The organism is Synechococcus sp. L2F, from assembly GCF_024345695.1.
Classification (GTDB): Bacteria; Cyanobacteriota; Cyanobacteriia; order PCC-6307; family Cyanobiaceae; genus MW101C3.
The window spans coordinates 1-12,835 of sequence record NZ_JAGQBP010000006.1; the positions used below are offsets into that span (position 1 = coordinate 1).

At 66.1% G+C, this 12,835-nt stretch carries 8 protein-coding genes; 5 read left to right on the forward strand and 3 right to left on the reverse strand.

Annotation, left to right across the window (positions count from 1 at the left end):
- Positions 1-198 precede the first annotated feature (198 nt).
- The 4 genes from cofG (at position 199) to KBZ19_RS13750 (ending at position 6,646) form a co-directional block, all read left to right on the forward strand.
- Entirely contained in the window at positions 199-1,209 is a 1,011-nt protein-coding gene (gene cofG / locus KBZ19_RS13735; RefSeq protein WP_399220386.1) for a 7,8-didemethyl-8-hydroxy-5-deazariboflavin synthase subunit CofG, read from the forward strand.
- Positions 1,206-2,864, forward strand: coding sequence for a photosystem II high light acclimation radical SAM protein (locus KBZ19_RS13740; RefSeq protein ID WP_255101330.1), 1,659 nt, complete (start codon positions 1,206-1,208; stop codon positions 2,862-2,864). Before cofG ends, KBZ19_RS13740 begins: the two co-directional genes overlap by 4 nt.
- A gap of 399 nt (positions 2,865-3,263) precedes the next feature.
- Positions 3,264-5,411: a peptidase domain-containing ABC transporter gene (locus KBZ19_RS13745; protein ID WP_255101331.1), complete on the forward strand. Its 2,148-nt coding sequence runs from the start codon at positions 3,264-3,266 to the stop codon at positions 5,409-5,411.
- A 158-nt stretch (positions 5,412-5,569) separates the two neighbouring features.
- Positions 5,570-6,646 carry an HlyD family efflux transporter periplasmic adaptor subunit gene (locus KBZ19_RS13750; RefSeq protein WP_255101332.1) on the forward strand — a complete coding sequence of 359 codons (1,077 nt, stop codon included), beginning with the start codon at positions 5,570-5,572 and terminating at the stop codon, positions 6,644-6,646.
- 650 nt (positions 6,647-7,296) lie between these two features.
- Here KBZ19_RS13750 and KBZ19_RS13755 read toward each other — a convergent pair.
- From KBZ19_RS13755 to KBZ19_RS13765, 3 genes are all read right to left on the reverse strand, one after another.
- Entirely contained in the window at positions 7,297-8,154 is an 858-nt protein-coding gene (locus KBZ19_RS13755; protein WP_315856364.1) for a type II CAAX prenyl endopeptidase Rce1 family protein, read from the reverse strand.
- Complete coding sequence (clpS, locus tag KBZ19_RS13760; protein ID WP_255101333.1) at positions 8,154-8,480, reverse strand: ATP-dependent Clp protease adapter ClpS; 327 nt, start codon at positions 8,478-8,480, stop codon at positions 8,154-8,156. The genes KBZ19_RS13755 and clpS overlap by 1 nt, the downstream gene beginning before the upstream one ends.
- 71 nt (positions 8,481-8,551) lie before the next feature.
- Entirely contained in the window at positions 8,552-9,808 is a 1,257-nt protein-coding gene (locus KBZ19_RS13765) for an LL-diaminopimelate aminotransferase (RefSeq protein ID WP_255101334.1), read from the reverse strand.
- 217 nt (positions 9,809-10,025) lie between these two features.
- Here KBZ19_RS13765 and KBZ19_RS13770 point away from each other — a divergent pair, with 217 nt between their 5' ends.
- Complete coding sequence (locus tag KBZ19_RS13770; protein ID WP_255101335.1) at positions 10,026-12,773, forward strand: TIGR03960 family B12-binding radical SAM protein; 2,748 nt, start codon at positions 10,026-10,028, stop codon at positions 12,771-12,773.
- Positions 12,774-12,835 lie beyond the last annotated feature (62 nt).

A 12,835-nucleotide genomic window follows, 5' to 3' on the forward strand; every position in this document is an offset into this window, starting at 1 on the left:
CCCGAAGGGGTCGGTTAAGTAAGGCGAAAGCGTCGGGGGAACGTCCCCTCCGCAGGCCGGAGCCTTTCGCCTGACGCAATGTAACAGCACATTGCGGGATGTGTGGGGCGCTTAAGGTTTGGCTTCGTTTTCAGCAGTGGCGGCGCAAGAGCATTCACACAGGCGGATGAACAGGCAGCTGCACCGGCAGAGATGAGCATGCAGCTGCACCGGCAGAACAGAAGGCGAAGCCACGCGGCGATCCGCCGCAGCCGCGACCCCGTCGTGCGCTGGAGCCCCAGCGTCACCCTGGTGCCCACCCACGCCTGCTTCAACGCCTGCACCTACTGCAGCTTTCGCCGCCCCGCCGGCACTGCGCCACTGCTCACCACAGCTGAAGCCCGCGAGCAGCTCCTCCGACGGCCTCAGGCCAGCGAAGTGCTGCTGCTCTCCGGAGAAACCGCCCCCGCTTCTCCGCAGCGGGTCGCCTGGTTCGCCCGGCTGCTGGCGCTGAGCAGGGAGGCGCTCGCCATGGGGCGCCTGCCTCACACCAATGCCGGCCCGCTGTCGCTGCGGGAAATGGCGGCCTTGGGGCGGCTGAACCCCTCGCTCGGGCTGATGCTCGAAGGGCTGGGCCCCGCCTACGACCGTCTGCACCGGGCCGCCCCCAGCAAGCGGCTGGAGCGGCGCATCGGCCAGCTCGTGCAGGCCGGCCGGCTGGGCATTCCGTTCACCACCGGTCTGCTGCTGGGCGTGGGCGAAACGTCGGCGGATCGCCGCCGTGCGCTGGAGTTGCTGGCGAGGCTGCAGCGCCGCTGGGGCCATCTCCAGGAAGTGATTCTTCAGCCCTGGCGTCCCGATGGCGCGCAGGCCCGCCCGCTGGATGCAGCGGAGCAGGCGGCGGTGCTCGACTCGATCCGGCTGGCGCGCCGGCTGCTGCCGCCCGAGGTGAACCTCCAATTGCCCGCCAACCTGTGGCCGCTCGATGGCCTGCCGGACGCGATCGCTGCCGGCATCAACGACCTGGGCGGCATCGATGTTCACGATGTGATCAATCCCGCCTACCCCCAACCAAGCCCGGCCCAGCTCTCTGCCCGGCTGGCGGCTGCCGGCTGGCAGCTGCGCCCGCGGCTGTGCGTGCAGCCCGCCTGGATCGCCTGGCTGCCGCCTGCCCTGCGCCGCCGGGCCACTGATCTTGAAGTGAGATTGTTAGCGTCCGACTTCGCATGAACCGGCTGGACGTGCCGCACGCCACCACCATCGAACCTTCACCGGAACCTTCGCCGGGCCGGCCTGCCGATCACGCCGAAGGCCCCAATGGCGAGCGGGTGCTGCTGATCCGCTTGCCCTGCAATCCGATCTTTCCCGTCGGTCCGGTGTATCTGGCCGATCATCTGCACAAACGCTTCCCGCAGCTGCCCCAGCGCCTGCTTGATCTGGCGGCCCTGCCGGTGCTGGATGTGGAGCGGGTGCTGCTGGCCACGATCGACGCCTTCCGTCCCACCCTGCTGGTGTTCTCCTGGCGCGACATTCAGATTTATGCGCCGGTGGATGGCCGGGGCGGCAACCCCCTGCAGAACTCCTTCGAGGTGTTCTATGCGCGCGACCCGCTGAAACGCCTGCGCGGTGCCATCGGGGGGCTGCGTCTGATGGGGGCGTTCTATGGAGAGCTGTGGCGCAATCTGCGCCTGGTGCGCAAGGGCCTGGCCCGCTCCCGCCGCTATCACTCCAGCGCCCGCGTCGTGCTCGGCGGTGGTGCGGTGAGCGTGTTCTACGAGCAGCTGGGCCGTCGCCTGCCCAAGGGCACGGTGGTGTCGGTGGGCGAAGGCGAGCCACTGCTGGAGAAGCTGATTGAAGGCGTCTCACTGGATGGTGAACGCTGTTTTTTGGTGGGCGAAGAGCCCCGGCCTGGCCTGATTCACGAGCAGCCCGCCGGTCTGATCAAAACAGCCTGCGATTACAACTACATCGCTTCAATCTGGCCCCAGCTCGATTGGTATCTCGATGCGGGTGATTTCTATGTGGGCGTGCAGACCAAGCGAGGCTGTCCGCATAACTGCTGCTACTGCGTGTACACGGTGGTGGAAGGAAAGCAGGTGCGGGTGAACCCGGTGGCTGAGGTGGTGGCAGAGATGCGTCAGCTCTACGACCGCGGCGTGCGCGGCTTCTGGTTCACCGATGCCCAGTTCATTCCTGCGCGTCGTTATATCGAGGATGCCAAGGAGCTGCTGCGGGCGATTCAGGCGGAGGGGCTCAGCGATATCCGCTGGGCGGCCTATATCCGCGCCGACAACCTGGACGCTGAACTGGCTGAGTTGATGGTAGCTACGGGCATGAGTTACTTCGAGATCGGCATTACCTCCGGCAGCCAGGAGCTGGTGCGCAAGATGCGCATGGGCTACAACCTTCGCACCGTGCTGGAGAATTGCCGCCTGCTGGTGCGCGCCGGCTTCCGCGAAACGGTGTCCGTTAATTACTCCTTCAACGTGATTGATGAACGGCCGGAAACGATCCGCCAGACCGTGGCCTATCACCGGGAGCTTGAGCGGATCTTCGGCGTGCAGCAGGTGGAGCCGGCGATCTTCTTCATCGGCCTGCAGCCCCACACGCACCTGGAGCAGTACGCCTTTGATCAGAACATTCTGCAGCCCGGTTACAACCCGATGAGCATGATGCCCTGGACGGCCAGGAAACTGCTCTGGAATCCCGAGCCACTCGGCAGCACCTTCGGCCGGATCTGTCTGGAAGCCTTCGAGACGAACCCCGCTGATTTCGGCCGCACCGTGATGGATCTGCTCGAGCGCGATTACGGCACGGCCCCGTTGGAGGAGTCGCTGCATGCGCCGGTGGAAGGGCGCCGGGCCCTTGCTACGGCTGTCGGGTGATGATTTCTGGAGCGTTCAGCGGGATGGCGGCAGACGGCCGGACTCTCGACTCTCGTTCACTGCATGGTCTCCAGGCTCCAAGTCGTCCATGACTTTGTTCCGCATCCTCGGCCCATTCTGCTGCGCAGGTTTTATACCGGGGTGCTAAGTCAGCGCGCCGAAAGGGCTTGTTGAATCTGCTGGGGAATGGGTTCGCTCTCGCTGGGTCTTCCTGGTTGAGGAAGATCCAGCTGGCTGCCCCATCCCTTTCGACAGCCGGCCGCTTGAAAAGGCCTGCAAAATCTTCCTTAGTGTGAGGCTCTATGTCGCAGCGCGCCGTTGATTCGGTTTGCGAACCGCCACAGTTTCAGTGTCACTTGAACGTCTAGTCCCCTACTTTCCTGATGCGTTCTCCATTCAATGCCCCGCTACGCTTTCGTCGAGCAGTATTCCGAGGAGGATTGCGGCGCTGCCTGTGTCGCGACCGTGGCTCGCCAGTACGGCAGGAATCTTTCTCTCGCGCGTGTGCGTGAGCTGGTCGGCACCGGCTCCCTCGGTTCCACTCTGTTGGGGCTGCGCCGAGGGGCCGACGCCATCGGCTTTCAGGCCCGAGCGGTGCGTGCCGAGTCCGACTTGCTTCGGCATCTCGACACCGTTCCCCTGCCAGCGATCTGCCACTGGAAGGGCAATCACTGGGTGGTCCTCCACGTTAAGCGCAGGCAGAGCTACCTGATCGCCGATCCGGCTGTTGGGCTGCGCTGGTTGTCCGAGCGGGAGTTTCTGGAGGGCTGGAGCAACGGCGTGATGCTGCTGCTCGAGCCCGATCTCCATCGTCTGAGCCAACAGGAGGAGGCTCAACGGGCCCCCTTCCTGCGGTTCCTGAGGTTGGTGCTGCCCTATCGGGGCCTGCTAGTGCAGGCCCTGGCGATTAATGCGGTGATCGGTCTACTCGCTCTGGCGATGCCGCTGCTGATGCAGTTCCTCACCGACGACGTGCTGGTGAGGCGGGACAGCCAGTTGCTCACCAGCCTTGGGCTGGGAATGCTGTTGCTGTTCGTATTCCGCAACCTGATCTCCCTGCTGCAGGGCCATCTCGTGGGCCATTTCGCCCAGCGCCTGCAACTCGGGATGTTGCTCGAGTACGGCCATCAGCTGCTGAGGTTGCCGATGACCTATTTCGACAGCCACCGCAGCGGCGAAGTTGTGAGCCGAATCAGCGATGTCAACCGCATCAATGGTCTGATCGGCGATGTGGTGCTTGGCCTCCCCAGCCAGCTCTTCGTCGCCCTGGTGTCGCTCGCGGTGATGTTGGCCTACAGCCCTGCCCTCACGGTCGTTGCCTTGCTCGCATTCCTGCTGGTGGTGAGTGCCAATCTGCTGTTCCTGCCTGCGCTTCGTCAGAAGACCCGCCGTCTCATCGTGCAGTCCGCCGAGAATCAGGGGTTCCTGGTCGAGGCTTTCCGCGGGGCCCAGGTTCTCAAAACTACCGAAGCTACCCCGCAGGTCTGGGATGAATACCAGAGCAATTTCGGAACCCTGTCTCATCTGCGCTGGAAGACGCTGCAGCTGAAGTTGTTTGGCTCCAGCACCACCGAGCTTCTCTCCAACGTCACCACTCTGGCGCTGCTCTGGTATGGAAGCACTTTTGTCATCGCCGGCCGGCTGAGCATCGGCCAGCTGCTGGCCTTCAACGGCATGGGGTTCAACGTGCTGGAGTTCCTGGATTCGCTGGTGGCCTTCGCCGGCGACTTCATCACTGCTCAGGTGGTGTTCCATCGCCTCTCGGAGGTGCTCAATGGCACGGTGGAGGATCCCAAGGCCGCAACGAAGCCCTGGGTGGCGCTTCCACTGGGTTGTGAGATCCGCTGCCAGGATCTCGGCTTTCACCATGCCGGGCGCATGGAGCTGCTCAAGGATTTCGATATCACGATCCCGGGCGGCTTCATGACGGCATTGATCGGCGAGTCAGGTTGCGGCAAAAGCACCCTGGTGAAGCTGATGGCGGGTCTTTATCCGCCCCAGACCGGCACGATTCACTACGGACCCTACGGGCTCAAGGACATCTCGCTCGAGTGCCTCCGGCAGCAGGTGGCGCTCATCCCACAGGATCCGCAGTTCTTCAATCGAACCATCCTGGAGAACTTTCGCTTCACCTATCCCGATGCCGGCTTCGATCAGGTGGTGGCTGCCTGTGATCTGGCCCTGGCCGATGAGTTCATCCGCGAGCTCCCCGATGGCTATCAGACAGTGCTGGGTGAGTTCGGTGCCAACCTCTCCGGCGGCCAGCGGCAGCGTCTGGCGATCGCCCGGGCGCTGGTGGCCAGGCCGCCGGTGCTGATCCTGGATGAATCCACAGCGGCTTTGGATCCCGGCTTGGAGCGCCGTCTGCTGGATCGGCTTCTGCCGCTGCGGCAGGGTCTCACCACCGTGATGGTTAGCCACCGACCCAGCGTGATCCTCCGCTGCGACTGGATCGTGTACCTGGAGCGCGGCAAGGTTAAGTTTCAGGGACGGCCCCAGGACCTGCGCGATGTGGAACCACTCACCCCCTATCTCCTGCCCGCATGAGCGATCCATCTCCTGTTGATCCGCCCTCGGCCCGGTCCATGCTGACGGTGTCGGCGGAGGCCCGAAAGCCTGAGAAACTCGCAGCGCGGCAGGTCGATGCCGGTCTGGTGCTCCGGCCCAGCACCAGCGAGGAGTTTCTACCTTCAGTGCGGCCGTGGGTGAGGCTTCTCGGTCTGGTGATGCTGGGAAGCTTCGTCAGCGCGGTCGGCCTGATGGCGGTCTGGCCCTACCGGGTGGTGGTGCGTGGAAGCGGCCAGATTCGCCCCACTGGAGAAACCAGTGTCATCCATGCCCCTTTGAGCGGCCGGGTGCGCAGCGTCGACGCCCGGGCCAATCAGACCGTGCGTCGGGGCCAGGTGATTGCGGTGCTGGATCCCGCCGACCTGGAGGGAAGGCGGGAGCAACTGGCCTCCAGCCGCAGCGCCCTCGAACGGGAACTGGAGGCCCTGCGCAGCCAGAACAGGGCGGCGGTGCAGGGTGCTGAGCTGCAGGTGGAGAAGGCCCAGGCCGCCCTCCAGCTGGCCCAGGCGGAGTTCAACCGCTTCCAGCTGCTGAGGAACAGCGGAGCGATCGCACCGCTCCAGCTCGATGAGAAGGCCGCCAACCTGGAGGTGGCCAGCTCCGACCTGGCCAAGGCCCGACGCGCCGTCGAGGAGGTGCGTTTTCGCGACAATGCCCAGCTCTCCAGGCTCGCCCAGGAGTTCGCCGCCAACAGCGGGGAACGCGCCCAGGTCAGCCGGGATCTGGGCATCACCCTGGTGCGTGCGCCTGTGGATGGAGTGCTCTTCTCCATGCAGCTGTTCAACCCCCAGCAGGTGGTCCAGCAGGGCCAAGAGCTGGCTCGCATCGCCCCCAGCGGCAGGGGGCTGGTGGCGAAGATGACCGTGGCCTCCGAAGATATCGACAACGTGAAGCCAGGTCAGCGGGTGGACCTTCGCCTTGCTGGTTGTCCTTTCCCCGATTTCGGCACCTTGCGGGGAACGGTGCGGTCTGTTTCTCCAGACGTGATCAGGCCGGCGGCTGCGCAGGCACCGCCTCAATCCCCAGCGCCATCAGCAGCAGGGACCTCGTCGGGATACGAAGTCACCGTGGTGCCGCACACCACGGTGATGCGATCCGGCTCAAGGCGCTGTGATGTGCGTCTGGGAATGAACTTCACCGCGGACATCACCACGAGAATGGAAACGGTGCTGCGCTTCGTTCTGCGCAAGGGGAGATTCGTGCTGCCCACCTGACGATCGATCTTGCGATAAATTCCGAATCTCCAGGCTTTGATGATGTTCAGCTGAGCTTGAAACTCCGCACAAAATCATCCCCGCCGGGCGGGGTCTCAGATACCTCAAGGGCGGTCTCTGTCCTCACGTCGGCAACGCCGGGGCGGCTGATCGCCAACCCGGGGACGGGCCTCGGGCATGTCTTGGAGGGATCTGATCATCGATCCCTTGGGAGGTCTTGGCGGGATCTTTATCCGAAGTCACGTCCTCCTATCGGCCAGTGAAGCGGCATCGAAACCTTGTCAGACCCCGGCGCTCTGTGCATCGGACAGCAGGGAGGAAATCACTGAGGATGGAGGTGGGGAGTACGAGTCAACCGGACAAAAAAGAACGGAATCGTGATGAATCGATTGGGCGGCTGCTTCAACGGAGTGGCAATGTCCTGCTGGAAAGCCATCAAGGCTACTGAATATTTCTGGCGACCATTCTCCATTTCTGCAGCAGTCGTCAGTCATGGTCCCACTGTTCACAGGGGCGCTCAAGGACATGTCTTTGAGAATGATTGCTGGATGACTGACCATCCTTGCGCTGCGGTTCGCTTGGTTGGAGGTATTGATTCATCCTGGAAACAAGCGATCGGTTGTGATCCTGGAACGGTATCCACCACTCCATCAACCCGGTTCGCGTCTCTCTGTAAGGGAGCCCAAGGCCAGCAGTGCCCCCAGCCCCAGCCAGCCGATCAGGCCTCCGATTGGATTGGGCACCTCCCCCCCGGGTCCCACCAGCCAGGCCGGCGCCTCAGGCGCCAGTTGCAGCAGCCCGGTCTGGAGCACGAACCAGCCGCCCACCAGGCCGCCATGCAGGCCGATCGCTCCCCACAGCACGCCCCCGTCACTGCGTCGCTGCAGAGCCAGAGCAAGCCCCAGCAGGATCAGCCCGCCCAGCAGTCCGATGGCTCCAGGGTTGCCGGCCCGGTACCAGGGATGCACCAGGGCGAACAGCGCAGCCTGCAGCAGCAGGGCGCGGCGGTGGCTCAGCTGCAGGGACAGCTCACCCCAGAGCCAGCCGCGGAACAGCAATTCCTCGGCGAAGCCCACCCCGAGCAGCAGGGCCAGGGCGTTGAGCAGCTCGCCGGCCTTCAGATCCAGCTGCCACGCAGCCTGTCCGCTGGCCAGCAGCACAGCGGCTACCAGTGCCAGCAGCAGGGCGGCCTTGGCCAGTCCGCCCAGGAACGCCCGCACCGCCATCAGCGGTGTCGCCACCACTCCAAGCCGCCGCCAGGGATGGGTGGCTCCCCAGCTGCGGCGTAGGCGCCAGGGCAGGCTGAACAGCAGGAGCAGCAGGGCCACCACCAGCCCGGCCAGGTCGATCTGATCAGGCCGCAGGCCCGGCGCCAACCATTGCAGCGGCCGCGCCGTCAGCCAGCCCACGCCGTAGAGCACAGGAACGTACAGCAGGGTGCCGAGGCCATGGGGCCGGCGGCTCTGCTGTTCCGGTGTGGTCAGCGGCGCGGGAGCCAGGGGTTCCACTACGCCTCCGGTTCGATCGTGCTGGTGAGACCCTTGCCCTTGAGGGTTTCGCTGTAGAACTCCGCCGGCTCCAGATCGCAGACGATCACCAGCCCCACGCCGGTGTTGTGGGCTTCCAGCATCACGGCGATGGCGTCCTGCTCGCTCAGGGAGGGCACCACCTGCCGCAGGGTGGACACCACGTACTCCATCGAGTTGACAGGGTCGTTGTGCAGCAGCACCCGGTAGCGCGGCGAGGGCTTGCGCACCCGCTGCACCTCCTTGTCGATCACCGCCGCACCCCCGGGTGATCGGCCGGGGGTTTCAACCGCCTGAGGAAGGGTCATCGCCAAAGGAGGAACAACGGCAAGGGGACGGGGTGACGAGCGGCGCGCAGCCAGAAACGTGAGGTTCGAATTTAGGCAACTCCGGCGGAAGCAGGCACCAGGGAGGCGCGAGCGATGCGGGCCATCGCCTCCTCCACGTTGGCGCGGCTGTTGAAGGCGGAAAGGCGGAAGTAGCCCTCGCCTGCGGCGCCGAAACCGCTGCCCGGGGTGCCCACCACGTTGGCCTCCTCCAGCAGACGGTCGAAGAAGGCCCACGAATCGAGGCCGGCGGGGGTCTTGAGCCACACGTAGGGGGCCTGCTCGCCGCCGTACACCTGCAGACCGGCCGCCGCCAGCTCGCGGCGGATGATCGCCGCGTTCTCCATGTAGAAGGCCACCAGAGCCTTCACTTCGGCTTGCCCTGCGGCGGAGTACACCGCTTCGGCGCCCCGCTGCACGATGTAGCTGACGCCGTTGAACTTGGTGCTCTGCCGCCGGTTCCACAGCCCCCACAGCTCCACCGCTTCTCCTGCGGCGGTGGTGCCCATCAAGCCGCGGGGCACCACGGTGAGCGCGCAGCGCGTGCCGGTGAAGCCGGCGTTCTTGGAGAAGGAGCGGAACTCGATGGCGCAGTCGCGGGCCCCCTCGATCTCATAGATGGAGTGGGGCAGCTCGGGGTCCTGGATGAAGGCCTCGTAGGCAGCATCGAACAGGATCAGGGCGCCCGTGGCGCGGGCATGGTCGACCCACTGCTGCAGCTGGGCCCTGGTGGCCACAGCGCCGGTGGGGTTGTTGGGGAAGCAGAGGTAGATCAGGTCCACCGGCTGCTCGGGCAGCGGGGCGATGAAGCCGTTGTCGGCCGTGATCGGCAGGTAGGTGAGGCCGCCGTACCGGCCGCTGGCGTCAGCCTCACCGGTGCGGCCCGCCATCACATTGCTGTCCACGTACACCGGATAAACGGGGTCGGTGACGGCGATGCGGTTGTCGGGGCCGAGGATGTCGAGGATGTTGCTGCTGTCGCACTTGGAGCCATCGGAGATGAAGATCTCCTCGGCATCGATCGCGCAGCCGCGGGCCTGGAAATCGTGGCGGGCGATCGCTTCGCGCAGCCACAGGTAGCCCTGCTCCGGGCCGTAGCCATGGAAGCCTTCCGCCGTGCCCATGGCGTCGATGGCGGCCTTCATCGCTTCGCGGCAGGCTGCAGGCAACGGTTCGGTCACATCGCCGATGCCGAGCCGGATCAGGGGGGCGTCGGGATGGGCCGCTGCGAAGGCCTTCACGCGCCTGGCAATCTCCGGAAAGAGATACCCGGCCTTGAGTTTGAGGTAGTTGCCGTTGACCTGAACCACTGCTGCCGCCGCCAATGTCGCTGGCAGGCATCCTGCTACGGCGCCGCACGCGCTGGAAGCAGCACGAGTGCAACGCAGCAGGTCACCGCTGCGTCAGGCCCCTGCTGCAGTTGCCCCGTTTGCTTGCCCAGCCCTGCCCCGCACGCACCAGCAGCTAGCTGCGGGCGCTCCTTGACAGCTGCCTACGATCAGCCTGCGGCCTGCTGAGCGTTCAGCCATGACCATGGCGACTTCGTGTGGTTCCGCTGCTGCCGCGACGCCCACCGCCATCGCCGCGACCCCTCCGCTGCCTCACGGGCGCGTCGCTTTCGACCAGCTGGTGGACAGCACCATCGCCCGCCCCGCCCGTTACCTGGGCAACGAACGGGGCGTGCTGCCGCGCGACTGGGACAGCGCCGGTGCCCGCTGGTGTCTCACCTATCCCGATCTCTACGAGGTGGGCGCCAGCAACCTCGGCCACATCATTCTCTATTCGATTCTCAATGCGATCCCAGGCCAGCTCTGCGATCGCGCCTACCTGCCGGCGCCCGACCTGGCCGAGCGCCTGCGCCAGCAGGGCCAACCCCTGTTCGCTGTCGAAAGCCGCCGCGCCCTGGCCGTCTTCGACATCCTCGGCTTCAGCCTCAGCTACGAGCTGGGCGCCACCAACATCCTCGAGATGCTGGATCTGGCGGGATTGCCACTGCGGGCCGCCGACCGGGGCGACCTGCCGCTCAACGACCCGGCAGCCCCACCCCTGATCTTCGCCGGCGGCCCCACCGCCACCAGCAATCCCGAACCGTTCGCCGCCTTCTTCGATTTCTTCGCCCTCGGCGACGGCGAGGAACTGCTGGCGGAGATTGGCCTGGTGGTGGCCGAGGCCAAGGCCGACGGGCTGAGCCGCTCAGCGCTGCTGGCTGATCTGGCCCAGGTGCCCGGCGTCTACGTGCCGGCGCTCTATGCCCCGGGCCCCGATGGTGTCACCCTTCAGCCGCTGCGGCCGGAGCTGCCGGCGCGCGTGTTGCGGCGGGTGGCCACCCCCATGCCCCACTACGGCATGGGCCTCGTTCCCCACATCGAAACCGTCCACGACCGGCTCACGATCGAGATCCGCCGCGGTTGCACCCGGGGCTGCCGGTTCTGTCAGCCCGGCATGCTCACCCGTCCGGCCCGCGATGTGGAACCCGAGGCCGTGATCGAAGCGGTGGAGGAGGGCATGGCCCGCACCGGCTACAGCGATTTCTCCCTGCTGTCGCTCAGCTGCTCCGATTACCTCGCCCTGCCTGCGGTGGGCGTGGAGCTGCGCAACCGCCTCTCCGAGCACAACGTCAGCCTCACGCTGCCCAGTCAGCGGGTGGACCGCTTCGACCAGAACATTGCTCACATCCTGGGCGGCACCCGCAAGGCGGGCCTCACCTTCGCCCCGGAAGCCGGCACCCAACGCCTGCGCGACATCGTCAATAAGGGGCTGACCGACGCGGAGCTGCTGCGCGGCATCCGCACCGCCATGGAGAACGGCTACCGCAAGGTGAAGCTCTATTTCATGATCGGCCTGCCCGGTGAAACCGACGCCGATGTGATCGGCATCGCCGACACCTGCCGCGCTTTGCAGCAGCAGTGCCGCGATCTGGGGCGGCTGGAGCTAAACCTCACGATCAGCAACTTCACGCCCAAGCCCCACACACCCTTCCAGTGGCACAGCGTGTCCACAGCGGAGTTCCGGCGGCGCCAGGAGCTGCTGCGCCGGGAGCTGCGCCCGCTCAAGGGCATCAAGTGCAATGTCACCGATCCGCGCCTGTCGGCGATGGAGGATTTCATCGGCCGGGGCGACCGGCGCCTGGCACCGGTGCTGGAGGCGGCCTGGCGGGCCGGAGCCGGCATGGATGCTTGGTTCGAAACGATCGACCGCACCCACGCCGCCTGGACCGGGGCGATTGAGGCCGAGGGACTGGGCGGCCGCTACCGGGCGCTGGAGCTGGGGGACTGGACGGCCACCGGTGCCTTGAGCGGCGCTGATCTGGAGGCCTTCTGCGCCCAGCCACTGCCGTGGGATCACGTGGATTCCGGTGTCGACAAGCGCTGGCTGGCCGAAGACCTGCAACGGGCCCTCGCTGCAGTGGTGGTGCCGGACTGCTCCTTTGAGGGTTGCAGCAGTTGCGGCGTCTGTGGGCCGGAGTTCGGCCACAACGTGGTGGTGGCGCCTCCACCGATCCCTGCGGCGCAGCCGCCGCGCAGCCCCGCCAGCGAACGGATCCAAAGGCTGCGCTTCGGCTTCAGCAAGCGGGGCTCGCTGGCACTGCTGAGCCATCTCGATCTGGCCCGCCTGCTGGAGCGGGCCCTGCGCCGCAGCCAGCTGCCGGTGAGTTTCAGCGGCGGTTTTCATCCCCTGCCCCGGCTGCAGTTCGCCCTGGCGCTGCCGCTGGGTGTGGAGGCGGAAGGTGAATGGCTCGATCTGGAGTTCGCTCAGGTCTGTCCACCGGAGGAGGTGCTCGCGCGGCTGCAGGCCCAGCTTCCACAGGGTTTCTCCCTGCACTCGGTGCAGGAGGTGCCCCTGGCGGGCCCGGCTCTCTCCCAGCAACTGGCGGAGGCCCACTGGAGCCTGCAATTGCTCCCGGAGGTCGCCGCCGGCGCAGAGCCCGGGATGGCTCCGTCCACCGACGACTGGCACCGGGCGATCGAGCATCTGCTGCAGTCCGCCACCCTCCCCTGGCGGGACAGCGACAAGAAGGGCCGCCCCCGCGAGCGGGACTGCCGCCCCTGCCTGATCGCGTTGGAGCTGCTGTCAGCGCCGCAGGGCGCTGACAAAACCTCTCGTGTCATCACGGACCCTGCGTCAGTGACACTCCGCCTGCAGGCCCGCATCGATGCCCAGGGCCGCAGCATCCGCCCCGATCAGGTGCGCCAGTGGCTGGTGGAGGCGCTCGGCCAGCCCCTGCGTCTGGGCCCCTGCCGGCGTGAACGTCTGATCCTGGCGCCGCCGGCCTGAGGGCCAAGGCCTGCAGCGGCAGGTCGCCCTCAACAGCAGCCAGCCACGCTGGCTACCCCCTC

Coding starts and splice junctions, on each gene's coding strand:
- KBZ19_RS13770 (WP_255101335.1), top strand. CDS start 10,026: ATGACCATGGCGACTTCGTGTGGTTCCGCTGCTGCCGCGACGCCCACC.
- clpS (WP_255101333.1), bottom strand. CDS start 8,480: ATGACCCTTCCTCAGGCGGTTGAAACCCCCGGCCGATCACCCGGGGGT.
- cofG (WP_399220386.1), top strand. CDS start 199: ATGCAGCTGCACCGGCAGAACAGAAGGCGAAGCCACGCGGCGATCCGC.
- KBZ19_RS13740 (WP_255101330.1), top strand. CDS start 1,206: ATGAACCGGCTGGACGTGCCGCACGCCACCACCATCGAACCTTCACCG.
- KBZ19_RS13745 (WP_255101331.1), top strand. CDS start 3,264: ATGCCCCGCTACGCTTTCGTCGAGCAGTATTCCGAGGAGGATTGCGGC.